A 25,099-nucleotide genomic window follows, 5' to 3' on the forward strand; every position below is an offset into this window, starting at 1 on the left:
ACGTGCGAGGATTCAGAGAGCAGGCAGAATGATACGGGGCAGAATGATGGGGCCGTTTGAGGATGAAGGGACCGGGCATACACGCTGGTGTCCAGGCTTTAGCCGCCCACGGTCGCTGCTTCGCAGCGAGGGGGAATCGCCTCAAGGTTCGACACCAACACTCCTGCCCTCATCATTCTGCCCCCCATCATTCTGCCTTCTATCGTTTTGCCCCCATCGTTTTGCCCCACCACGCTACCATCCCCGGAACGCCATCACTGCCCGCCAAACGACGCGCCGCGGATCCCGTCGCCGTCGGTGTAGTCGGACGGTGCGTCCAACCCGCCGGTCAACAACAGCCCTTCGACTTGGGCGTTGGCTTGGGCCAGGTTACCTTGGGCGGCGATCAAGCGAATCGCGGATTCGAAATAGCTACGCCGCACCACCAGGACCTGCAGGAATTCGAGTTCGCCGGCGCGGTACGCTTCTTCGCTCAAATCCAAGCTCTTCTGCGTCTGCGGGATGATCTCCGTTTCGTACTTCGTGACCGCTGCCAAGGCGGAATCGAATGCTTGGGCAGTCCGTGCCAACCGACTCTTGATGGATTGCTCGATCCGTTTGACGTCTTCCAGGGCGCGGGTGTATTCGGCGTAGGCGGCCGAGATGTTACCGGAGTTTTGATTCCACACAGGAATCGGCGCGGAAAACTCCAGATTGATCATTCCGGAGTCGGTTGCATTGTCGTAGCCCGCGCCGAAATTTCCGGTCAGGTTAGGCACCATCTGGACACGTTGCCGTTTCAGCAAGGCGTACTTCTCACACACCAACGCGTTGGCCGCCGACAATTCGGGGCTTTCGGAAAGGATCTGGTCGTAAGCGGCCTGCCAATCGCGCGGGGCTTTTTCGGTCGCGGGGACGTCGACCAGTCGCGCCGGTGCGGCTTCGGGCAACCCGGCGACGGCGGCCAAATCCTGCCACGCCCCCCGGTACTCGACTTCTGCTTGTTCGGCGGCCAGCATGATTTCGCTGAGCAGGGTTTGGGCCTGCAAGACCTCGATCAAGTTGCCTTCCTCGGCCTCCTTCCGCTCCATCGCAACTTGCACCCCGCGTCGGGCGACGGTTTCGAAATTGCGTGTCGCGTCGGCGCGTTGCTGCGCCGCGACGGCTTCATAGAACCGGACACGCACATCGGTCAGAACACGGTAGCGTTGCGTCTGCATTTCCCAGCGCTGGGCCGACATCGTGTGTCCGAGTACCTCTCGGTTGAGTTCCAGTTTGTTGCCACGAACGAACTCCTGTTCCACAAACACCCCGTGCTGGTCGGTGTTTTCATCGGCGAGTTGCTGGCCGAAATAGCCCAGTGTCGGGTTGGGACGCGTGCCGACTTGGTTGCGCAGCCCCGCGGCCTTGGTGGCCGTCGCGCCGGCTGCGACAATGGCGGGGTTGTTGGCGAGGGCGAGTTGCTCGAGCTGGTCCAGGGTATAGACGTTTTCCTCGGTTGCCTGCGACACATCGGCCGCGACCAGATCGCTGAATGATTCTAACCGCGATTCGACCGCATGCATCTCAACCGGTGCCAGCGCGATCCGCTCCAACTGGTCCGCAAAACTCGGCGACGAGTCTTGCCCCTTGTCCCCAGTCGCGACTTCATCGCCCTCGGCGCCCTCATCCGCGTAGGCAACGGTCTTGACGCGATCGAGCGACGATGCGGATGGTTCGACCGCCTTTTTCCGATGGACTGCCGGTCGCACCGTCAACGGCGTCTCCGTCGGTGCAGTGGTCGCGCCCGGCATCGCTGGTGTGACCGTTCGCTGGTCAACCTGTGCACACCCGACAACAGATAACAAGCAGCAGGCCGACAGTGACACCTTGAATTGTCTGATGGCATCCGTGCACACCGATAGACTCCCGTTGTGAGAAATGATCACGTCAGCATCCTTGCCGATCTGATCCAAGTGACATCCGCAGCGGACGTACGACAGACGTTGTATCGGAACGATTGACACGATGGTGCCTCGAGTAGCGAACCTGAGTCGTCAAATCGCCAGTGGCGCGGGCCGGAAACCACTGCAACCGGCAAGGTTTAACAGCGTTGTGGGCTTAACCCGGGGGGGCAGTCGTCGATCCTCGCGCCTGGTCGGCCCTGCTGCTTGTGATAGACTTGCCCGGGCTGACTGAACGGCTCCTGGAGTGTGATGCGATCGATGGACAGATTTCTATTGCTGCAAATCCGCAACGCTGACGATCCGATGCGCGATCAGGAGATCGGGTGTTTCGCCAGGGCGTTGCAATGTGCTCCCGCTCAGATCGCTGTCCACGACTTATTGGCCGGCCCGCCGACCGTCGCTGAATTGGATGCCGTCGATGTGGTTCTGTTGGGCGGAAGCGGCGACTACTCGGTCGCCGAGGGAGGCGAGTGGCTGCCACCGGCGCTGGCGGCAATGTGGGAATTGTACGAACTGGCCAAACCGACTTTCGCCTCCTGCTGGGGATTCCAAGCGATGGCCAAGGCACTCGGAGGCGAAGTCGTCACCGATGCCGCTCACGCCGAATTGGGATCCATCGAAGTCCGGCTGACCCGGGCCGGCCGCGAAGATCCGCTCTTCGGGCCGCTCGGCGATCACTTCCTCGCTCCGATGGGACATCAGGATTGCGTCGTGACCTTGCCCCCGCAAGCGATCTTGTTGGCGTCGAGCGAGAAGGTGCAAAACCAGGCGTTCCGCGTCAAAGACCGACCGATCTATGGCACTCAATTCCATCCCGAACTCGATCGGACCGCGTTCATTCAACGCATCCACGCCTATCCCAACTACGTCAAATCCATCACCGGCGACTCGCTGGAAGTGTTCGAGGCAAAGGTGCGAGACACCCCGGCGACCGACCAATTGCTCGGTCGATTCATGCAGTTGTTGCGGCAAGCGTAGGGCATGCGGTGCATGTGGCTTCTCGCCACGTGCACGCCATCATTCTGCCCCGAATCTTCTTACCTCTTCTCCGTGACGGCCAAACAAACGGCGGCGTTTGAGTCGATCCAGCTGATGCCCGCTGTGTTTTCATGCCCCCGCAGAGTGTCACGCGCGAAACGTCGATCGTCTAAGGTCCGGATTCAATCGCAGCGGAAGTCGCCCAAACGATCGCGACGCGGGCCCTCTCTGGCGTTTGCTTGCTGCGCAAACGCCGTCTCTCCCAGAGGGAGAGAAATTAAATTGGGTACCGAAAGCCGCGGTAAAATGATGGACGTTTCCGGCGTGACCTACCGGCCGCGATGGCAACTGCAGCCGACCGCTTCGGATGCGGTCGCCAACACTCCCGCGCCGGCGTTGTTTTCCCAAAAGAATTCTCCCCGGGGCGCGTTGTCACCGCTGCGGTTCATTCGGTCGGCTTCGAACAGTTGCCCGTTGGCCATCACGAATTGGATCTTTTCCGAGTCACGAATCTGTTTGGTCGGATCGGCGCCGCGGCGGATCACGATCAAATCGGCCAGCTTGCCCACTTCGATTGATCCCAAATCATTGTCCAGCCCCAGGTACTTTGCACCGTTGAGCGTGCCACAGGTCAACGCCTGCATCGGCGTCATGCCTCCCTGGACGAAACTCCACATCTCCCAGTGCGTACACAGCCCCGGCAATTGACCGTGGCCGCCGGCTTGCACCAGTCCGCCTTGGTCGACGACTTGCCGGGCGATCGCGGCGACTTTGATGTGGTTGTAATCTTCCAGTGGTGCTTTTTCACGGCGTCGTGCGCGGGGATTCAAGACGTGTGGCGGAATGAAGGTCTTGAGCCGCGTGTGCAACCACAGATCGTCGATCGCGTACCAATAACGTTCACCTGACAGGCCACCGTAAGCAACATTCAATGTCGGCGTGTAACCGACGCCGGTGCCACGCCACAGATCCATGACATCGTCGTAGGCCGTTTGCACCGGCAAGGTGTGTTCGATCCCGGTGTGTCCGTCGACGATCATCGTCATGTTGTGCATGAACGTCGAACCGCCTTCGGGGACGACCAGCATGTCCAACTTGCGTGCCGCCGCGAGCACCTGCTGTCTTTGATCGCGTCGCGGCTGGTTGTAACTTTTGACGCTGAATGCACCGACCGCCTTCATCCGTTTGAGATGGAATTCCGCGTCGGCCAACGATTCGATTTCGGCTTTGTAGGACCCCGTGGCTCCGTAAAGGATCTTGCCGGTCGAAAAGGTTCGTGGGGCAACGATCACGCCCGCCTTGGTCATTTCACTGGCCGCGAAAATGCTGTGCGTGTCGTTGCTGGGGTCGTGGATCGTGGTGACGCCGAACGCCAGCCGGGCGTAGTCGATCCAGTTCTGTTGCGGCGTGATCCCACCGGTCGCTTGGGCCCCATGGGCGTGTGTGTCGATCAACCCGGGTAGTACGACTTGGCCCTTCAGGTTGGTCTTGATCGCGTCGGCGGGAATTTCAATTTCGTCGCGTGGGCCGACCGCGACGATCCGGTTGCCGCGGATCACGACGACTCCGTTTTCGATCACTCCGGCTTTGCCCATCGTGACGATCCGGCCGCCGACCAGTGCACGCGTTTCGTCGGGCTGGGCGTGTGGATACTTGAACCCGATGTTGGTGGATTCGATAGCCGCCGGTGATACATCCTCGGTGTTCGTGTCCGATTCCTGCTTGCTTCCGAGTAGCTTGTCCATTGCGCCAGAAACGTCGCAGGTGGAAAGTTCCGGTCCGAGCGACCAGTGCAACGCGGATCCGTCACCGGAAAAATGCACAAAGTCGCCGGCTTGTTCGCTGACCTTGGCGATCGGCAACCCTTTACCGCCGGGGCCGACCTTGATCGCCGAGGGGGCATGAACAAACGGAGTCACATAGACGTGAAATCGCTCGACGAGCGCCAACGACTTGCCGTCGGGCGAAACTTGCATCTCGGTCGCCCAGTCGCTGGTGTAGTGATCGCGTGCGTTCTGGCCCGACAAATCGACCGAATACAGCGTGACGTTGTCGGATTCTTTGCCGCCACCGCGGCGCGTCAAAAAGACCCGATCGCCCGATGCGGCAAACTGTGGATCGCTGCCCGAATCGGTGATCCGCTCGGCGACACCGTCACGCCAATCGATTCGGTAAATGCCTTGTTCACGCGACCACAGCGGCGACCGCAAGTGGCCTCCGCCGCGGCGTTCAAAGACGATTTGCTTTCCGTCGGGGGAGAAAGTCGCCTTGGTGTAGTGACCGGGCGTGTCGGTCACGATCCAGTTTTCGTTGGCACTCGGATCGGTCGACGCGATTCGGATCGTCCCCAACTCGCGATCATTCCAAGTCGTGTAGACGATGTAGCGACCGTCGCGCGAGAACTGCGGGCAAAACTCGAAGTGATGCGTTTGGTCGGTCAAACGGATCGGTGTGCCATCGGGCATTGACTTGATGTAGATGTATCCGAGTGCTTGATACGCCACCCGATCGCCGGTCGGCGAAACACAGACGTCGCGCAACATCTTGACATCGAATTCGTCTTCGCCGACGGGGATCTTGTGACGGACGACGGTCTTGACGGTACGCGTGTCGCGGATTCGAAATGGGATGATCTCCGCATCGCCGTTCTCCAGGTCGATTCGGCGGATTTTGCCTTTGGCCCAAATCACGATCGACCGACCATCGGGCGTGAAATCGAACGCACTGTAAACACCGTGGATCGCCCACGCTTCCTGCATGTCACGCTCCAGGTCCTCGTAGACCAAGCGAATCTCGCCCGACTGAAGGTCGAACAGGTGCAATCCGGTTTTGACTCCGACGCGGCGGACGAAGGCCAACGTTTTTCCATCCGGTGAAGGCGTCGGCCGACAGGCTCCGCCGGGACCCCGGATCAGCGTCTCGGTCTTGCCTTCGACCAGATCCAATCGCTTGATCGCGTAAATGCCTTGGTGTGAATTCTTGTCATATTCGAAGGTGTCGCCCGGCGTGACGTCTTGGCTGTAGTACAGGTAACGTCCGTCGGGCGAGAAAACTTGTTCGTTGACATCTTTCTGGTCGTTGGGCCGCTTGGTCAGTTGCACGCCGACGGTCGCGCCGGCGGCCAGGGCATCGCGATGGAACATCCAAAACTCGCCGGCACCGAGCGAACGTCGACTGGTGAAGTGTTTCCGTCCGACCAGGTACTGGCCGTCGGGAGACCAGACGGGATTGCAGATCAAGCGGTACGTTTCACCGGTCACCTGGGTCGGTGAGGATCCGTCGGCGTTGATGATCCAAAGGTTGTCGCCGGCTTTCTTGTTCTTGCCGGTGCGGTCGCTGGTCATCGCGATCTGGCTGCCGTCGGGACTGAATCGCGGCTGCATTTCCCAGGCAACGGTGTTGGTCAAATTCTTGGGGAACTGCTTTCCGGTCGCGGCCGTCCCGTCGGCGCCGGTGATCGGCATCAAATACAAATCCCCCAGCAGATCAAACACGATTTGGCTGCCGTCGGGGCTGACATCCAAGTTCATCCATGTGCCGGTATCGGTGTCGATCTTCTGTTGCCGATTCGGCGCAGGGTAATTCTCGACGTCCCATTCAGCCGGTGAGTCGGACTCGTCGGCGATGGCATGGGTTGTCGCGATGAGGGCGAAGAGGGTGAACAGCAGGGTCTTGTAGCATGAAGCCATGGTGAAGCGAAGATTCGGTGTTTGATTTTGGAGACAACAAAATAACTCGGGGGAACATCAAGCGGAGAAGGGGCAGGTACCAAGTTAAGAATCAGCCCTCCTTTCCAAAGTCGTGCGGTTTTTGAATTAACCCTCCCTGGAAGGGAGGGTCGAGCGTAGCGAGGGGAGGGTTGCTTCGTATCTTCCCGCGGCACTACGGAGTCCGTGGCGCCGGCAGGTGCGGAATGAACTTTGCGTCGGTGCGGCGCAGCTCTTCGATCGCTTTTTCTCGCAGCGAGAGCAGCAACGTTCGGTGCTCGGGCAGCAACGCGAGGTTGTTCAGTTCTTCCGGGTCCGCGTCAAGATCGTAGACTTCTTCCATTTCGCCTTCGACCATCGTGCGGATGTATTTGTAGCGACCGTCGCGCAACAGCGCGTACCAGGGGATGCCGCCGACTTCGTACATTCCGGTTTCGTCCGGCATTTGGTCGGTGTCCGATCCATACCTGCGACCCGTGTGGGTCATCAGCATCGGTTGGCTCCAATCGTCGGTTTCTGGATCGGTCAGCAGTCGGCTGATGTCACGTCCGTCGGTCCGCCAGGGGAGGTCGACGTTTGCGGCGTCGCAAAAATGGCGGACCAGGTCGGGGGCGTTGATCGGGTGCGCGCAAACCTTTCCGGCGGGGATCTTTCCGGCGTGCGAAATGATCATGGGCGAAGCGATCGCGGCGTCGTAGGCCGCGACTTTGTTGTTCATGCCATGTTGCCCGAGCGCGAACCCTTGGTCGGCGGCATACACGATCAGCGTGTTTTCCAATTGCCCGGTGTCACGCAGGGTTTGGATCAAACGACCGACGCCTTCGTCGATCGCCATTTCGCATTCGTTGTATTGCTGGACCCAATCGTCGTACCCTTGTCCGGCGGTGTTGGTGTTGAAGTTGCTTTTCGCGACCTTTTTGCTGCGGCGGTACGGTTTACCGTCGGGACCTTCTTGCCATGCGTTTAGATTGGCCAGGTAAGCGGGCTTGTTGGGCCAGGGACCGAAGATGTCTTCGGGAACGGGTGCATTGTTGCCGGCCAGTTTTCCTTCGTGTCGGTCGGCGGGCGTGGTCGGCCCGTGGATGGCACCGTAGCACAGCCACAAATACCAGGGTTTGGTTTCGTCGCGGTTCTGGCCCTTGATGTAGTCGATCGCCCAGTTGGTGTAGTTGTCCGTCGAGTACCCGTCGACTTTGCGATCGACGCCGTTGAAGGTCATGATTTGATCGTAGAAGTAATTGCCGGCGTTCTCCGGATGCCCGGGACGGTTCCAGACGATCTGGTGGTCCCAGTCTCGGCCGTTGCCGGTGTCGATACCCGTGTGCCACTTGCCGATCTGGGCGGTGTGGTAGCCGCTCTTGCGTAGCTCGGCGGGCCAGAAACGACACTGCTGTGGATCATAAACGCTGCCCGGGTATTGGCCCTGCATCCGCATCGTTTGGATGCCGTGTTGCAAGCGTCCGGTCAGGAAACTGGCGCGGGAGGGCATGCACCAGGCACCGAAATAGGTGCGTTCAAAACGGATGCCCTGTTTTGCCAACGCGTCGATGTTGGGGGTGTGAACCCAGTCGGGCGATTCGGGATAGCACGACAGCGTTTTGTAATTCTGGTCGTCGGAAAAAATGAACAGGATGTTCGGCCGATCCTCGGCGAAGGCACCGGAGGTCAGCAGCAAGACCAGCAAAAGGGCGTGTTTGATCATCGATTCATCGCCGCAAGACTGTTGCCAGCCGCGACGTGTAGCGGGTTTTGACGGTGCTGGCCGACTCGGCAAGACGTCCTTGCGATTGATCTCCGTTCGCAGCGGCCGAGCGGTATTCTAATCGGTTTTCCCGGCGGAAAGTGATTCGACGATCGTCACGCGAACGACGTTTGTCTGGTTAAGATGGTAGCCACCGGAACGTTCATCACAGAGGATCATTCATGCTCCGATTTCGATTTGCAGCGATTTGTTTCGCAGCGGCGACGATTTGTCCGCACTCCACTGCTACGGCGGCCGATCTCGCCCCGTCAGAGCCGCCTCCGAACATCATTTACATCATGTCCGACGACATGGGATACTCGGACATCGGATGTTACGGCAGCGAAATCGACACGCCGAATTTGAATGCCCTCGCCGACCAGGGGATTCGCTACACCCAGTTCTACAACACCGCCCGCTGCTGCCCGACGCGGGCGAGTCTGTTGACGGGGCTGTACCCGCACCAGGCGGGGATCGGTCACATGATGAACGACCGAGGCTATGACGGATACCGCGGCGATTTGAATCGGAACTGCGTCACGCTGGCCGAAGTGCTCAAGCCGGCCGGCTACCGCACCTACCTGTCGGGGAAATGGCACGTCACCAAACAGATCCGCCCCCAGAATGAAGCCGACAAACACAACTGGCCGCGACAACGCGGCTTCGACCGCTTTTACGGAACGATCCACGGCGCCGGCAGTTTCTTTGATCCCAACACGTTGACGCGGGACAACCAATACATCTCACCCGCGGATGACCCCGAATACGGGCCAGAGGATCAATCCAACGGCACGTTCTACTACACCGATGCGATCGCCGACCACGCCGTCCGCTTTATCAACGAACACCACTTTGAAACCGGCGACCAGCCGTTTTTCATGTACGTCAGTTTCACCGCGGCCCATTGGCCGATGCATGCGTTGGAAAAGGACGTCGCAAAGTACAAAGGGAAATACGATGCCGGATACGACGCCGTTCGCGCGGCACGCTACCAAAAAATGATTGACCTAGGCGTGATCGATCCGAACGCGACGACACTGTTCCCGATCCCCGAAAATGCCAAGGAAACTGAATTCTGGGAATGGGACAAACGCAACATGGAAGTCTACGCGGCGATGATCGACAACATGGATCAGGGCATCGGCCGAATCGTCGACGCACTTCGCGATACCGGCCAATTCGAAAACACGCTGATTTGTTTCTTTCAAGACAACGGCGGATGCGCGGAAAACTACGGCCGTGGCGGTAAAGGGGTGGATCGCGCTAAAACGGCCACGCTACCCGAGTTGCCCAACAACTATTTGCAAGGAAACATGCAACCGAAACAAACCCGCGATGGTTTCCCGGTTCGCACCGGCAAAGGCGTCATGGCCGGGCCGGCCGACACTTACATCGGCTACGGACGTGCCTGGGCCACCGTCTCCAACACGCCCTTTCGCGAATACAAACACTGGGTGCACGAAGGTGGCATCTCGACGCCGTTGATCGTCCACTGGCCGGCCAAGGTGACGCGACACGGCGAGTTGGAACATACACCGGGACACCTGGTCGACTTGATGGCGACCGCCGTGGATGTTTCGGGGGCTGACTACCCGGCTGTTTTCCACGGCGGCAACCGGATCAATCCGATGGAAGGCAAAAGCCTGGTGCCGACCTTCGCCGGCCAACCGATCGAGCGCGAGGCAATCTACTGGGAACACGAAGGCAATCGTGCGATCCGCGTCGGCGATTACAAGTTGGTCGCCAAGGGGGCCAAGGGAAAGTGGGAACTGTACAACATCGCGGCCGATCGAAGCGAACAACATGACCTGGCCGACGAACAACCCGAGCGAGTCGAATCGTTGGCCGCCATGTGGCAGGCCTACGCCGAGCGGGCCGACGTGCTGCCGATCAACCCGAACAAGAAAGGGAAGAAGAAGTAGCTGGTGTTCAGGCTTTAGCCGCCCATGGTCGCTGCTTCGCAGCGACGGGAATCGCCTAAAGGCTAGACACCAACGTGCGCTCGAAAAAAGCCGATGGTGGATTGCACCAACCGGTCGCGGGCGGTAGCGTTTTCACCTGATTCCGAACCGGGACGGAGTTCCTCCAGATTGGCGCGACAAAACGAACACCCGAGCGTCTGGACGTGAAAACCTACGTAGCTGGCCCAGGCGTCCGGCAGAATCCCGAGGGTGTACTTGCCCAACGTGCTGCGTTTGGGACAACTGGGGCGTTCCGCTTCCCAGACGCGACTTAACAAACCGTCGGCCAGCACGGCATCATCGGGCCAGTTGCCGGCACGCTCCGCCGACTGCCTCAAGTCATCACGCAATCGTCCGATCAGTCGACGCTTGACGACGGCGACTTCGTTTTCACTGATCTCCATCACCGCGGCGAGTTCTTGATTGCGTCGCCGGGCGAAAAACAATCCTTCGGCGATTTCCAACTCTTTGAACCGCTGGCCCGACTGCAAGTCATCGGCGAGACGACGGATCGCGGTCGCCAGCGCCACCGTGGTGGCTTGGTTCTGTTCTTCACGTCGGACGTACCAACTGACACTTGGTTCGGTCGACTCCGCGGTGGCAAGTGCGTCGATTGAGTCTTCCTGGCCGAAATCACACACCGGAAACTCTCGCGTGATACCGCTGCGGCGGTAATGATCGATGATGCGGTAGCGCAGAATTTGAAACAGAAAGGATTCCAGTTCGCCGTCGCCGCGATAGTTTTCCCGCGAATCCAAGAACGAGACGAACGTTTCTTGGACCAAGTCTTCGGCGGTGGCCAAGGAGTCGACACGATGGAGCGCGAACGCGATCAAACGACGCTGGAATCGGTCCACGAATTGCCGCCACCCGTCTTGGTCGCCGGTTTGAATCAATTGCAGAAGATGCGTGTCAGCTTCGTTCACGGAGCGCCCTAACCGAGGAACATGGCAAGGATCAGGCCGCCCATCACGACCACACCTGCCAATCCTAACACGACCTGACTGCGATAGTAGCCTTTGGTGATCCAATTGAGGCCCAAACACAACGCGATGGTGGCGAGGACCAGCATAACGATTCCAAACGCTTGCGACAGACGCCCGATTCGGGATCGTTCAAACGCTTCGGCGGCCGTCGTGCGTGCGGCATCGACCTGCCGTGCGTCGGGCACTTCGACCAGAACGGCTTCTCGCCAAACGTCGCCGTAAGAACGGGACAGTCGCTGAGCGAATCGATCGATGACATGCCGATCGTCAATGATCGCATACGATTGGCCGCGGAAGGAAAACGCTGCTTGCCGGACCGCATCCTCCAAGGCGGCTTTGCGGGCTTGCCCCTCGGTCGATTGAAATTCGCCGGAGTACCCGACAACGAATTTGCGTTGCGGATACCGGGACACAAATTGGTCGAACGATTCGACCCAAGGTTTCTCGGTCACAAAGGCCTGGTAGGTGGATTGGCGGCCGCCCATCGTCGCGGTGCAGGTGAGCAGTCGGTTTTGAAGCTGGTCTTGTTGATCCCAAGGTGCCGGCAGCGAAGGCGACTTGGAGGCAGAGAAATGGATCGCAAGCTCGTTTTCGGTCGCTTCGGATGGTGCGTTGACCGGACGGGTTCCGATGCCGATCGCGGAGAACTGCGTCCTCAGACGTGAGATCGCAACCGGAAGCAAGGAGTCGAGATCGGGGCCGTCAGCGGAAACGACGACCTTGTCGGGATCGACAACGTCATTGCTCTCCTTTTCATCGTCGCGAAGCAGCACTCGGTTTTCAGCGAGTTTCTCTTTCAGGCCGGATACCAAAGAATCCATCGCGGAGCCATCACTCGGATACACGTTCGCCGTGAAGGTCTGCGTGTCCGTCGTTCGCCACGTTCCGGTCGGCTGTTGTTGGGAGGTTGCGTTTGGCTGAAGTGAATCCTCGTCGGAGATCTGATCAACCGGTTTCAGGACCGGCGGCGGTACCGGACGCTGGGGCGGCGAGGGAGCAGCGGAGGTCGATGACTCACTGGGAATGGAAGGAACATCGACGTTGATCGAATCGAGAGGCCGATCGGGTACTCTGGTTCCCGCAGCGTGCTGGTCGGCCCAGGAATGGTGCTCGGACGAGGCGACCCGCCGCAGGCTGTAGGTCGCCATCACTAGAAACATTGGCACGATGATCAACAAAAACACGCCCGCCACGATCGCAGCGACACGGCCGGCAGTCGATTTTGCACTGACCGCCGAAACGATCACGACGACCAAGATGCCAAAGTAGATTCCGATGACGATCAACAAGAAATAGCTGACAAACATTAGGAAACTCGCTCCGCGGTCGGTGAATTAGCGCAATAGGAATCTATCAGTGGACTCTTGGGCCGCGACCGATCGTGTCCAGATCGATGCGATGGGGCGGTCCTGGTTCGCATTGCATCGCGTTGGTCCCACGAGCTGTCGTCTGGTTCTTCCCAGAGCGACGTCAATTGGACCGTGATCGCGCCGGCCATCGTCGCGGCCATCGACAGGATCGCGAAGTCCAGTCGAAAGACATTCAGTCCCAATGCGACGCCATATAGTCCCGCCGCGACACCACTGACCGACCCTGCAATCAGCGTGCGTCCGACCCGGATTCGCTGAGGTCGTTGCGGATCGGCAAAACACCGCCAGTCCATCAGCAGGGTCGCGGTCAAGCCACCTGCCCAGCATCCGGCAAGTGCATCTTCAAATGGAATTCGATTGAACACATAGTGAAGCAAGCCGTAGATCAACGCCCAAACCCCGAGCAGCCAGACCCGCGTGGCCAGAGGGGTAAACCAGCGCGGCGCTGGCGGCTGGGAAAAAATAATCGTCATGGCCAATGACATTGAAATCAGCCAAATCCAAACCGGCATCAATACCAGCGCGATCGCATCGAGATCGCCGGCGACCTCGGGAGTGACGACAAAAGCCAGAACGCCCAATAGGATCGTGGACACGAACGACAGAGCCACGCGGGTCAGATACCGTGCGTCAGCCATCCGTCGTAATCTCGCATCGATCACTTGATGCGCGTCGCCCCGGCGTGACGGTGTTTCTGATTCGGCGGTGTCGCGGGTGGCTTGCCGTGCACCGACCGTGTCGGCCAAGTCTTCGATCCCCAACGATTCAGGCTCTGGTGGCAATGGATTCGTCGGGGAGACGGGCTTTTTTCCGATCAACGACAAACTGGCGGGAATCGAATCGTCGCTCACCCTTGTCGATTCACAGCCGAGTGCATCAGCCATCTCCCTGGCGGACTGGAAACGCTTTGCCGGGTCACGGTCCATCGCCTTGCGAACCACGCCGGCAAACGGTTCTTCCAACACGCTGACATCGACTTCACCGCTCAGATGTTTCATCAAGATCTCGCCGACACTTTCGCCGTCAAAGGGCGGTTTGCCGGTCAGCATTTCATACAACATCACGCCCAGGGCATACAGATCGACGGTTTTGTCGTAGCGCCCCATGCTGATTTCCGGGGCCATGTAGTGCACGCTTCCCACCGTCATCGTATGCCCGCTGGCATGGCTGACGGTGATCACCTTGCTCAAACTGTAATCGCCGATTTTGACGACACCGTCTTCGAAGAAAATGTTGTGCGGCTTCAAGTCTCGGTGCACGATTCCGGCGCCGTGCAAGTAGTCGATTCCCTTGGCAAGCTCGCGAACGAAGAACATCGCCTGCGCCGGATCGATTCCCTGGGGTGACGCATCCAAGATCTCTCGCAGGGAAGCGCCGGAAACATACTCCATGATCACCCAGGGTGTCCCATCGTCGCCCTGTTTGACGTCGAAGATCATCACCAGATGCGGTGATTTTAAATTCATGCAGTGGCCGATGCCGCGCAGTTCGATGTCCTCGTAATTTTGCACCGCTTTGAGAGCGACTTCGCGGCCCGCATCACTGGTCGCAAAGTAGACCTCGCCGAATCCGCCGCGTCCGAGCGCGTGCTGGATCGTGTATCCCTCCAGCGGACGGTCGCCTTGTTGGTAGTGAAACGCTGGCATGCCGCGACCCTAAGACAGATTGACTTGATTGAGTGTGAAACGCGTCTCGCCGAGTAAGACCGGGCGATCGAGTTCCAGTTGATGGACGTCACCGCCCGGTTCTGCGAATTTCATCGCGTAACCACCGGTCGCGCGAAACATCACGATCGGTCGCTCGCCGCGGGGAATCGAAAAGTGGCCGCCAGAGTCCGAAAACAGCAGCGAATCGGCCATCAGCGCCGCACAGCGAATCTCACGTTTGGCCAGCCCCGCCCCAGACAATTGCAGCACCGCCGAACCGCTTGCGGGAACGGTCTTGCGAAACTTTAAACGTCCCCGTCGGCCGTATCCGAGCGAATCACCGTCGGCCAGCAATCGGCGTTTGGCCGGGCGATCATTGACGCGGAACTCCGCTTCCGACTCGGCAAAATAGTCTTCGCCCGCGCGGCGGATGAACAACGCCGCCGACGGCCTCTCGGTCATTAGCGGCAAATCGTATCGCGTGGACGTCGATGACGGCCCCACCGATACGCGCTCCGCATCGAGCAACAGAATCGCCCCTACCCCATCGACCCGCAATATCCTGGCACAATCCTCCTCTTCGTCCGATCGTTGATGTCTAGGCTTTAGCCGATTCTCCGACGCTGCTTCGCAGCCGGAGTGTGCGGCTAAAGCCTGAACACCAACAGGTCTACCCGTCGGAATCGAGGCGTAACCGTCGAGCAGCCCCAAGGGTCCCGAACGCACGCTGGCGGAATGGGCCGCAAGTTCGGCCAGTGCCTTGCGCGTCTCCGCGATCCAAGCTGCATCCGAGATCACTTGTGAGACCAAGGCGAGTTCGCGATCGGCTTCCTGATAGCATGCCCGGTCGATCAATTCGTTAGCGCTTGCACATCGATCGAAACAGGATCGCAGTTCGTTCAGGCGAGCATCCGTCGGCGCCATGTCGATTGCCATTTGCAACCAGTCCCGGCCGCGATCCAATCGACCGCTCTCGAGGTCGGCGACAATCCGCTCCAGGATCGCTGGCAACAGTGCCTGGATCTTGTCCACCAACAATCGATGACGTCGAAGTTCTGCATCAAGCGACTGGACGATTGCGACGCCCGCCTCAAAATCCCGTGCGGCGACCGCCTGCCCGATCCGATCGGCTGCCGCAGCGGCCAGCGTGCGTTTGCGTTCGATTTCGGCAGCGAGCCTGGAATGGGTTGGACCGGGTGGCAAGAGATGTTGTCCCAACGTGAATTGACCGAGCAGAGCCTGCATTTTAGCCTCCCGGGCTGCCTCTTGCTCGGCGGCCGCCTGGGCACACTGTTGCGATTCCATTTCAATGATTTCGTGAACCAGATCGACGACCTCGCTGGTTCGTCCGGCCAGACGTTGTGCCTTGTCCGCATCCGATTTGGCATCGCGGTGGTGTTGGCGATCAAGGTGTTGCCGTGAACGTTGAATCAAATGAGCGATCAACAAATCCGTCAACCGCTGGCCGTCGCGGTGCTCCCGTTGCGGTGTCGTGATCAACAGCTGGAACGCTTCGTCCAAACGCCCTGCGGCAATCGCGGTCTCGATTCGTTTGAGTTGGATTGGAAACACGGCTGGGATGTTCGCTGGATTGTTGAATCGGTTTTGCGCTGGTGTTCAGGCTTTAGCCGTACGTTGTCGCTTTCGATCACAAACTGAGCCGCAGGCGCTAGCCTCGGGCCTTACAAGTCTCGAAGCGCAAGCCAAGGCCCGCGGCTAGCGCCGTCGGCTCAAAAAGTAAGTGGCATTGGCCTAAAGGCTAGACACCAACGGTGGCGGAGCGTTTTCGTTGCCGAAGTACTCGTCATAGTCCGCCAGGACCTGATCTTCGCTTTGATTTTCCCCCTCCAGTTCGATCGCAAAGACGTCTTGTTCGTGTTCCAGGACCCGCTGGGCGACGGCCAATCGCGTTTCAATCTGTTGCAGCAATTGATCGGCATCGGACAAGTCGCTTCCGTTGAGTTGGATTCCCGCATCGATCTTGGATGCTTGGACCAATCGGGCTTGAGCCGCCAACGCCTCGACCTTCTGCTCCAGTTCGGCTTTTCGGTGACGCATCGAATCCAAGGATGCTAGCGCCGCGGCCAGCGATTCGTTTCGCTTTTCCAGCAGACGTTCCTTGGCGGCCAGCGCAAGTCGGCTCGTCTTGTAGCGGTCCAGGCGTCTGGCAAGCTGCTCGGTCATTTGCGTTCGATTCAGGTTGCGACCGTCCGCTTTGAACGACACGGTTTGTGTCCGCATCTGGTCGCGCAGCTTGGAAAGCGACGCGAATTCATCCTCCAGACGGTGCTCGGTTTGCGAAACGTCTCGCCGCAGTGCGGCGATCTCGACTTCTTCCTGGGCGATCATCCGCACTTGGGCTTGCAATTCGGGCAAGATGGCTTCGATCAGATCGCGGGCCCGCCGCAGTTCAAACTCGATCGGCACAGTTTCCTGGACGGAATCTTGCACCGACCGCGCCGAGGTTCGCACGTAGCTAAAGAAACCCGGCCCCAGCAACAAAACGCCGCCGATCAGGACCGCCAGAAACGCGGCGACGGAATACTTGACCGCTCGGAACATGACAACCAACCTTCAAAGAGTGGAATACGACCTGAAAATGACCGATTTGACGGTCTGTATCAGGGGAGTCGAAGGCGGGCGGGAAATGTGACAGGAAAAATCGGAAAATACGATCGGTTCAAACGTAGCCACCTTCGCCAGAAGAGGCCGTGCGGTTTTTATCCGCGGAGAGACGAGGCGTTTACGACTTCACCCTCCCTCTGGGAGGGGCGCGGAGGAGTGAGCGACGACGCGGGGAGGGGGCGTTGTGGCTCGGAAGCACTCAGCCACCACCAATCGACCCTCCCCTCGCTACGCTCGACCCTCCCTTCCAGGGAGGGTTAATTTGAAAAACCGCACGACCTCAAGAGGCGGGACCGGTCATTCAGGCGCGGTCAACGCCGCGAATTGACGTCGGATTCCCTTTCCGATCCACAACGTGACCGGCCGCTCGCCGCAGGGGCGGTAGCGTTTTTCCAGTACGTTGGGATTCTGGGACACGCCCCGCGTTTTGACTCGCCAGGGATAGCAATTCATCGATCGCAAGGTCTTGCGCAACTTGCGGTCATCGCAGGCGCCCGACCAGATCACGGGTTCACAGATCGCCAGGTCACCGGTGATTTCTGTTTCACCGGTCAAGAAACCGCTGGGGCCGCCGATGGCGGCATAGCCGTGTCGATCGGCAAACGATTCGGTCAGTCCGGCGGCTCGGATGGCGGCGTCGGGGTCGGCCAAGTAGGCCAGCGGTTTGTCATGCCGGGCAACCGTTTGGTCGATCCGCTCGTTGCTGTGAACCGCGACATTGCCATCTTTCCCCAGCACGACCGCGGAGCGCGCGGATTCGGCAAGTCGCTGCCCAAGGCTGGCACCGGCCCGATCGATCGCGCTAGCGGTCAGTAACGTTTGTTCGCGGACACTGCCGTCAAGTGAAATCCACACGCGATGCCGCTGCGACCGGTCTTCGATCTCGGCGGCCGGTGCCAGTTTAACGATCCCCGCCTGACAGCGATCCAAAACTTGTTCCACCACGTCCCAAGGCGGTGAGTAGTCTTCGGGGCGAACCTTGCGGCCGGCATCGTTGCGGCGATCGGGATCCAGATGCACGGTCGCGTCGCCGGGAATCGCAAACGTGGCGACGTCGTCACAGCGCACGTCGAGCTTTGCCGGGATGGAACCCAAATTCAACCGCAGGTTTTCCGTGGCCATCGCAACCATCATGGGATCGGTATCCACCGCGGTGATCGGACGGTTTGAAGAACCGCATGCCTTGGCGATTGCCAGAGTGTCGGCGCCCAACCCACAACATCCGTCGACCACGGTGGTGCAATGCATCCAGCGGGCCTTCAAGTCGGCGACCGACGCGGGGGTCGCTTGGCGGAGCGAACGTTCGGTGCACCACCAGATCCCATCGCCCAGTTTGGCCCGCGCTTTAGATTGCAGATTCAGCGACACCAGGACGACGGCCGCGAGGTCTTCACCCACCATCGAGCGGACTTTGGCCGCCACGGCGGTGTCCCAAACGCCGTGCTGGATCGCCATGCGCAGCGCGTCTTCACAGCCGGCGAGGTCGTGGGGGGATGGGGTGCGGGGCATCGTTTGAATTCGGTAAGTGGTCGCGGTTTAATGCCAGCACGTGGCGTGCGCCAGTGGCCGCGATGATGCCAGCACGTGGCGTGAGCCAGTGGCCGGCGATGATGATTTGGTGACCGGTGCCGCTCGCTGACGCGTCCCGCTGGCATGCTAGGTTGTCAGGGCGCGTTTGAGGAAGCGGCGGAGGGCGGGTTTGGTCGCTTGGCCGAGTCGGTTGATGGCCAATGTGGTCGCTTCCTTGTCGCCTGAGACCACGATCTTTGCCTCGCCCAGATCATCCGCTTCGGCCGGATCGAGTGGTTCGCTGGCGACGATCTTGACCGCATCCAAATCACGCGTGCGGATCGACAGTTTGACGTCACCATCGGCACCGACCACGTCGACGCGGTTGGCCGCCGACATCCGCAAACAATCCTCACCGCCGATCTTTTCGATCTGATCGAACAAACGGTCCGGCAACTTGATCGGCCAATCCGGCTTCTGGTTGTCGTCGAAACCTTTGGGCATCGAATGCCATTTCCGGCCGAGTGTTTTCCAAACGGAATTCGAATCTGGCTTCTTTGTCTTGCGATTGGCTTTCGCCTTCTTCACTTGCCCATTCGATTTCGCCGCCGACTTGGAAGCGGATTTCGTTTGGCCGGCCGAATCGATTCGCAAGGTGGACGATTTTCGACGAGAGGCTTTCGGCTTCGGTTTTGGCTTCGCCGTCGGGGAAGACTTCAGCGAGGGATCGAGCGCTTCGGCGACAAAGGATGCGGTGACGGACACCGGCCCCTCGGTCGCTGACGTCGCGGTCGCGGCAAGCTGTTCGGGCGTGCCTTCGAAAACGATTTTTCCGCCGTCGACGCCGGCCCCCGGCCCCATGTCGATGACCCAGTCGGCACATTTGACGACGTCCAGGTTGTGTTCGATGACGACACAGGTGTTGCCCAGATCGACCAGACGCTGAATCACGTCCAACAGTTTCGCGATGTCATCAAAGTGCAATCCGGTCGTCGGTTCGTCCAGCAGGTACAACGTCCTGCCGGTCCCCGGACGCGCGAGTTCCGACGCCAGTTTCACGCGTTGGGCTTCTCCGCCAGACAGAGTCGGTGCGGATTGCCCCAACGTGACGTAGTCCAAACCGACGTCACACAAAGTTTGCAGCACGCGGACGATCCGTGGTTCGGCGGCAAACAATTCGACCGCCTCGCCGCAGGGCATGGCCAACACATCGGCAATCGACTTGCCGTGATACTTGATCTCCAGCACGTCTTCGTTGTAACGCCGCGATCCGCATTCTTCACAGGGCACCCAGACGTCGGGCAAAAAGTGCATTTCGATTTTGCGTTGCCCGCTGCCTTCACAGGTCTCGCAGCGTCCGCCGGGGACATTAAAACTAAACGTCCGCGCAATGAATTTGCGTTCGACCGCTTCGGGGATCATCGCAAACAGGTTTCGAATCAGATCGAACACGCCGGTGTAAGTCGCCGGATTGCTGCTGGGCGTGTTGCCCAGCGGCGATTGATCGACGCGGATCACTTTGTCGATGTGCCGCAAACCTTCGACCTTCTCATGCCGTCCGGGCTTCATTCGCAATCGATGCAACCGCTTGCCCAGGATCGGATACAGGGTTCCTTCGACGAGAGTGCTTTTGCCGCTGCCGCTGGGGCCGGTGACGACCGTCAACACGCCCAAGGGTAACTTTAAATCGACGTGATCGAGGTTGTTTTCCGAGGCACCGACCAAGGTCAAATAGCCCACCAGCGGCTTGCCGCCGTCGGTCATCACCGGGCGCCGGACCGAGGGTAAGGGAATGTGCTTGGTGCCGTTGATGTAACCCGCCGTGACACTTTGTTCGATCGGCGTCAGCCCCGTCGGGTGGCCTTCGGCAACGATCCGTCCGCCGTGCCGACCGGCTCGGGGGCCAAAGTCACAGAGGTAGTCGCTGCCGGCAATCACGTCCCGGTCATGTTCGACAACCAACAGCGTGTTGCCCAAATCACGCAACCGATGCAATGCCGAAAGCAGACGCAGATTGTCGCGTGGGTGCAGCCCGATTGTGGGTTCGTCCAACACGTACAGCACGCCGCACAATCCGCTGCCGAGTTGGGCGGCCAATCGGATCCGTTGGGCTTCGCCGCCGGACAGGGTTGCCGCACCACGATGCAACGTCAAGTAATTCAATCCGACATCCAGCAGGAACCGAACCCGCGATTGAATCTCCCGCACCAACTCGCCGGCGATCTTTTTCTCTCGGCGATCAAGTTTCCAATCCGAAACGACGTCGTCCAATCGATCCAGCGGCATATGAACCAGATCGGCCATCGTCCAGCCACGGAATTTGCACGCCGCGGCTTCCTCTCGCAATCGAGACCCGTCGCAGGCGCTGCAATTGATGTCGTCGACGAACTGTTCCAGCTTGCCACGCAATCCCGGTGTCAAACGCGACGCCTCCTCGAGCGCCGGATAGAACCCTTTGAATCGATAGCGGAACAACTTCTTGTGCGAACTCGATCCCGGCTTGGCGTCGTTTTGGTGAACCTCAATCCAACGCTCGCCAAGACCATGGAACAACATTCTGCGGTGCGTCGCCGTCAATTCGTCAAAGGGAATATCGATCGGGATGCCGGTTTGCCGCGAAAGGGCGCGCAGCAGCCACATCGAGACTTCCTGGTCGACGCTGGGCCAAAGCAACGCGGCACCTTCGGCAAGTGTCTTGCGAGGCGAATCGATCAGCGCCGCCGGGTTGGTTCCCGTCTGCATGCCCAACCCTTCGCACTGCGGACACCATCCGACCGAGCTGTTGAATGAAAAGTGGTGCGGCGTCAACGTGGGAAAGGACCGTCCGCAATCGCCACAGACCAAGTGCTGGCTGTGGGTGATCGTTTCCCAATGCTGTTCTTCGCGGTCCGGATGTGCGATCGCGACTTGGATCACTCCGATCCCCAACGACAACGCTTGTTCGACACTGTCGCTGATGCGCGAGCGTTCTTCCGGATTGACCGCGATCCGGTCGACGACGACCTGGACGGTTTGTCGCTTGCGCGGATCCAGTGCGGGGGCGTCATCGAGCGCGATCGTCTTTCCGTCGACGCGAATCCGTTGGTAGCCTTGGCTGCGCAGCGATTGCCACGTGTCCTTGGACGCTTCACCGGCCACGACCTCGATCGGCGCAAGCAGCAGGGCACGCGTGCCTTCGGGCATCGACAAAACTTTCTCGGCGATCTGTTCGGGCGTCTGCGTGCCGACTTCGACGCCGCAGTCCGGGCAATGACGGATGCCCAAACGCGCCATCAAGATGCGTAGAAAATCAAAGATCTCGGTGACTGTGCCGACGGTGCTGCGTGGGGAATGACCGAGGTTCTTTTGTTCCAACGCCACTGCCGGTGATAAGCCCTCGATCCGTTCGACCTTGGGCTTTTGAACTTGGCCGATGAATTGCCGGGCGTAGGACGACAGCGATTCGACGTAACGGCGTTGGCCTTCGGCGTAGATTGTGTCCATCGCCATCGAGCTTTTGCCGCTGCCGCTGGGGCCGCAGAACACGGTCATGGCATCGCGGGGGATCTCCGCCGACACCGATTTCAAATTGTGTTCCGCTGCGGACTGGACGACCAAGTGGGTTTTGGCCTTTTCCGGCGGCGGTGCCAATGCGGCCGATGGCTTGGCGGTGGCGTGATGTTTTGCCGGCCTGCGACGCTTGACGCCCATCACCTTGGCCAGCGCCGCCCCGGTGTGGCTGTCCATGTTCTTGGCGATTTCGGCCGGACGTCCCTGGGCAACGATCTGACCGCCACCGGCGCCGCCTTCGGGGCCAAGGTCGAGCACGTAGTCGGCCGTTTTGATGACGTCCATGTTGTGTTCGACGATCACCACCGTGTTGCCGCGATCGGCCAGCCCGTGGATCACGCGGAGCAACAATTCGATGTCGGCAAAGTGCAGCCCCGTCGTCGGTTCGTCCAAAACGTACAACGTCTTGCCGGTTTCGCGTTTACTCAATTCACGCGACAGCTTGATCCGTTGTGCTTCGCCGCCGGAAAGGGTCGGGGAGGGTTGGCCGAGCTTGAGATACTCCAAGCCGACGTCGACCAGCGTTTGCAGTTTTTCGGCGACCTTGGGGACGTTTTCAAACAATTTCAGCGCCTGGGCGATGTCCATCTCCAGCACGTCGGCGATCGAAGCGCCCTTGAATTGGACCGACAGCGTTTCGCGGTTGTAGCGTTTGCCGCCGCAGACCGGACACGTCACCCAGATGTCGGCCAGGAAGTCCATTTCCAGTTTCGACGCACCGTTGCCGTCGCAAGCCGCACAGCGTCCGCCGTCGACGTTGAAACTAAACCGGCTGGCGGTGTAACCCCGCGTTTTCGCTTCGGTCAGTTTGGCGAACAGGTTGCGGATTTCGTCAAAGACTTTGACGTACGTCGCCGGGTTGCTGCGTGGCGTTCGGCCGATCGGGGATTGGTCGATCGCGATCGTCTTGTCCAGAAATTCCAGACCGCTGATCGAATCGTGGTCTCCGGGTTCGCACTCGGCCCCGTTTAGCTCGCGACGCAGTGCCGGTTCCAGAATGCCGCCGATCAGCGAACTTTTTCCGCTTCCGGAAACACCGGTCACGCAGGTCACAGTCCCCAGCGGAATCGTTGCGTCGACGTTCCGCAGGTTGTGAAACCGAGCGCCGTGAATCGTCAGTTGTTCCTCGCCATCGATCGGACGCAAGGTTTCGGGGATCGCGATTTGTCGATTCCCGGCGAGGAACTGGCCGGTCACGCTGCGTTTGTTGCTGCCCAATGCGTCGGCGTCGCCGATGCCGACGATTTCGCCGCCACGGACGCCCGGGCCGGGGCCGAAATCGACAATCCGATCGGACGCCCGCATCGTGTCTTCGTCGTGTTCGACCACGATCAGTGTGTTGCCGGCGTCTCTTAGCCGCACCAGGGTTTCGATCAACCGATCGTTGTCGCGGGCGTGCAATCCGATCGACGGTTCGTCCAAGATGTACAAGACACCGACCAGACCGCTGCCGATTTGGCCGGCCAGTCGAATGCGTTGCGATTCGCCGCCGGAGAGCGTGGGGGCGGTTCGTCCTAGCGTCAGATAGTCCAAGCCGACGCCGAGCAGGAATCCCAGCCGGGTGCGAATCTCTTTCAACGCTTCGGCGGCGATTTTCGCATCGGTTTCGCCGAGATTAATTTCGTCAAAGAAGTCGCTCAGCTGGTCGATCGACAGCTCGCACAATTCGGGCAGCGAGCGCGCGCGGCTGTCTTCAAAAGCGGCCGAGGCGGTCGTGATCGTCGCCGCACTGGCCTGTCGATTCAGCCGACGCCCCTGGCAATCGACGCAATCGATCGTGTTCATGTGTTTTTCAAGATGCCGCAGCTGCATCTTGTTCTTGGTCGTCCGGTAGCGATCCAGAAGTTCGGGAATGAACCCGTCGAACGAACCGGTGTACTTGCGACTCTTGCGGCCGCCGCGCCAGGTCAATTCGTAAGTCGACTCGCTGCCCCACAACCATAACTTTTGTGCTTCGACCGGAAGGTCACGCCAACGCGTTTCCAGCATCGTCCCCGGATCAAGCTCCAACAGCTTGTCCATCGCCGTCGCAAAGCCTTTGTAGATGTGCCGGCGATAGCGACCGATGTCACCCCACTTGCCCAACAGCGTGATCGCCCCCTTGCGGATCGACAGCGATTCGTCGGGGATGATCAATTCGGGGACGAAGGTGTACAGGTGCCCGAGCCCGTCACAGGCTTCGCACATCCCCTGGGGGCTGTTGAAGGAGAACAGCTGGGGCGTCGGCGCGCGGAAGCTTTCGCCACAGGAGCCGCAGGAGTAGCGTGACGAAAACAAGATGTCTTCTTTGGCCGGTCTGGCCGAATCGCTGTTGGGATCCGAAAGCGACACGATCAGCGACGCGTCGCCCAGCTTCAGGGCCTGGTCGACCGCTTCGTTGATGCGGCCGCGGTCACGATCATCGATCCCCACGCGGTCGACGACCACTTCGACGTCGTGGCGGCGGGCGCGATCCAGCGGCGGCGGGTCGGACAGCAAGATCGTTTCGTTGTCCACGCGTGCTCGCGTGAACCCCTGTTTACGCAGATCCTCGAACAAGTCCTTGAACTCGCCCTTGTGCCCCCGCACCAACGGCGCCAAAACCCAAATGGTTTGTTCCGGATCCAAGTCCAAGATCCGTGACGTGATGGCGTCGGACGGTTGGGCGGCGATGGGGACGTGGCAATTGGGGCAATTCGGCGTCGCGACCCGGGCGAACAGCACCCGCAGAAAATCGTAGATTTCGGTGATCGTCCCGACGGTGCTGCGGGGATTGTTACCGGTCGATTTTTGGGCGATCGAAATCGAAGGGCTCAGTCCGCTGACCAAATCGACGTCGGGTTTGGGCATCTGCCCCATGAATTGCCGCGCGTAATTCGACAGCGATTCGACGTAGCGGCGTTGGCCTTCGGCGTACAGCGTGTCGAAGGCCAGGGAGGACTTTCCGCTGCCCGAGACACCGGAAAAACAGACCAATTCGCCGCGTGGCAGCGTCAGATTGACATCACGGAGGTTGTGCTCGCGGGCACCCTTGACCAGGATTTCGGTCGTCGACATTCGGGCAATTCGTGGTCAGTAGAAGACGGCATTCCTTGTCCGGATAGTCTACAGGGAGCGTCTATT

At 59.7% G+C, this 25,099-nt stretch carries 12 protein-coding genes; 2 read left to right on the forward strand and 10 right to left on the reverse strand.

Annotated elements, in window-relative coordinates:
• Positions 1-254: 254 nt before the first annotated feature.
• The gene (locus H1B37_RS01455; RefSeq protein WP_182864839.1) at positions 255-1,772 is read right to left on the reverse strand and encodes a TolC family protein; all 1,518 of its coding nucleotides are present in this window, start codon (positions 1,770-1,772) and stop codon (positions 255-257) included.
• 411 nt (positions 1,773-2,183) lie between these two features.
• Between H1B37_RS01455 and H1B37_RS01460 the strand changes: the two genes are divergently transcribed.
• Positions 2,184-2,903: a type 1 glutamine amidotransferase gene (locus H1B37_RS01460; RefSeq protein ID WP_182864840.1), complete on the forward strand. Its 720-nt coding sequence runs from the start codon at positions 2,184-2,186 to the stop codon at positions 2,901-2,903.
• Positions 2,904-3,232: 329 nt separating this feature from the next.
• On the opposite strand, the gene H1B37_RS01465 is transcribed toward H1B37_RS01460, so the two are convergent.
• Together H1B37_RS01465 and H1B37_RS01470 are read right to left on the reverse strand one after the other, a co-directional pair.
• A complete protein-coding gene (locus H1B37_RS01465; RefSeq protein WP_182864841.1) occupies positions 3,233-6,592 on the reverse strand; it encodes an amidohydrolase family protein in 3,360 nt (1,119 codons plus the stop codon).
• 193 nt (positions 6,593-6,785) lie between these two features.
• Positions 6,786-8,312: a sulfatase-like hydrolase/transferase gene (locus tag H1B37_RS01470; protein ID WP_182864842.1), complete on the reverse strand. Its 1,527-nt coding sequence runs from the start codon at positions 8,310-8,312 to the stop codon at positions 6,786-6,788.
• 221 nt (positions 8,313-8,533) lie between these two features.
• Between H1B37_RS01470 and H1B37_RS01475 the strand changes: the two genes are divergently transcribed.
• Complete coding sequence (locus H1B37_RS01475) at positions 8,534-10,273, forward strand: arylsulfatase (RefSeq protein ID WP_182864843.1); 1,740 nt, start codon at positions 8,534-8,536, stop codon at positions 10,271-10,273.
• A gap of 62 nt (positions 10,274-10,335) precedes the next feature.
• Here H1B37_RS01475 and H1B37_RS01480 read toward each other — a convergent pair whose 3' ends face one another.
• The 7 genes from H1B37_RS01480 to uvrA all read right to left on the reverse strand — a co-directional run bounded on the left by H1B37_RS01480 (position 10,336) and on the right by uvrA (position 25,033).
• Positions 10,336-11,238, reverse strand: a complete 903-nt coding sequence (locus tag H1B37_RS01480; RefSeq protein WP_353620756.1) for an RNA polymerase sigma factor — start codon at positions 11,236-11,238, stop codon at positions 10,336-10,338.
• Positions 11,239-11,246: 8 nt separating this feature from the next.
• A complete protein-coding gene (locus tag H1B37_RS01485; protein ID WP_182864844.1) occupies positions 11,247-12,605 on the reverse strand; it encodes a hypothetical protein in 1,359 nt (452 codons plus the stop codon).
• Positions 12,605-14,314, reverse strand: a complete 1,710-nt coding sequence (locus tag H1B37_RS01490; protein WP_182864845.1) for a serine/threonine-protein kinase — start codon at positions 14,312-14,314, stop codon at positions 12,605-12,607. Before H1B37_RS01490 ends, H1B37_RS01485 begins: the two co-directional genes overlap by 1 nt.
• 9 nt (positions 14,315-14,323) lie before the next feature.
• Positions 14,324-15,886 carry a hypothetical protein gene (locus tag H1B37_RS01495; protein WP_182864846.1) on the reverse strand — a complete coding sequence of 521 codons (1,563 nt, stop codon included), beginning with the start codon at positions 15,884-15,886 and terminating at the stop codon, positions 14,324-14,326.
• 180 nt (positions 15,887-16,066) lie between these two features.
• Positions 16,067-16,876 (reverse strand): signal peptide-containing protein, encoded by an 810-nt coding sequence (locus H1B37_RS01500; RefSeq protein ID WP_182864847.1) that lies wholly within the window; start codon positions 16,874-16,876, stop codon positions 16,067-16,069.
• 360 nt (positions 16,877-17,236) lie between these two features.
• Positions 17,237-18,448, reverse strand: coding sequence for a class I SAM-dependent methyltransferase (locus tag H1B37_RS01505; protein ID WP_182864848.1), 1,212 nt, complete (start codon positions 18,446-18,448; stop codon positions 17,237-17,239).
• Between the two features lie 147 nt (positions 18,449-18,595).
• Positions 18,596-25,033, reverse strand: a complete 6,438-nt coding sequence (gene uvrA, locus H1B37_RS01510; RefSeq protein ID WP_182864849.1) for an excinuclease ABC subunit UvrA — start codon at positions 25,031-25,033, stop codon at positions 18,596-18,598.
• Positions 25,034-25,099: the final 66 nt, after the last annotated feature.

Source organism: Stieleria mannarensis (assembly GCF_014154935.1).
Classification (GTDB): domain Bacteria; phylum Planctomycetota; class Planctomycetia; order Pirellulales; family Pirellulaceae; genus Stieleria; species Stieleria mannarensis.

Excerpts from the sequence above, each read along its gene's own strand:
- H1B37_RS01455 (WP_182864839.1), bottom strand. The coding sequence starts at position 1,772 with ATGCCGGGCGCGACCACTGCACCGACGGAGACGCCGTTGACGGTGCGA.
- H1B37_RS01460 (WP_182864840.1), top strand. The coding sequence starts at position 2,184 with ATGGACAGATTTCTATTGCTGCAAATCCGCAACGCTGACGATCCGATG.
- H1B37_RS01465 (WP_182864841.1), bottom strand. The coding sequence starts at position 6,592 with ATGGCTTCATGCTACAAGACCCTGCTGTTCACCCTCTTCGCCCTCATC.
- H1B37_RS01470 (WP_182864842.1), bottom strand. The coding sequence starts at position 8,312 with ATGATCAAACACGCCCTTTTGCTGGTCTTGCTGCTGACCTCCGGTGCC.
- H1B37_RS01475 (WP_182864843.1), top strand. The coding sequence starts at position 8,534 with ATGCTCCGATTTCGATTTGCAGCGATTTGTTTCGCAGCGGCGACGATT.
- H1B37_RS01485 (WP_182864844.1), bottom strand. The coding sequence starts at position 12,605 with ATGTTTGTCAGCTATTTCTTGTTGATCGTCATCGGAATCTACTTTGGC.
- H1B37_RS01490 (WP_182864845.1), bottom strand. The coding sequence starts at position 14,314 with ATGCCAGCGTTTCACTACCAACAAGGCGACCGTCCGCTGGAGGGATAC.
- H1B37_RS01500 (WP_182864847.1), bottom strand. The coding sequence starts at position 16,876 with ATGTTCCGAGCGGTCAAGTATTCCGTCGCCGCGTTTCTGGCGGTCCTG.
- H1B37_RS01505 (WP_182864848.1), bottom strand. The coding sequence starts at position 18,448 with ATGCCCCGCACCCCATCCCCCCACGACCTCGCCGGCTGTGAAGACGCG.
- uvrA (WP_182864849.1), bottom strand. The coding sequence starts at position 25,033 with ATGTCGACGACCGAAATCCTGGTCAAGGGTGCCCGCGAGCACAACCTC.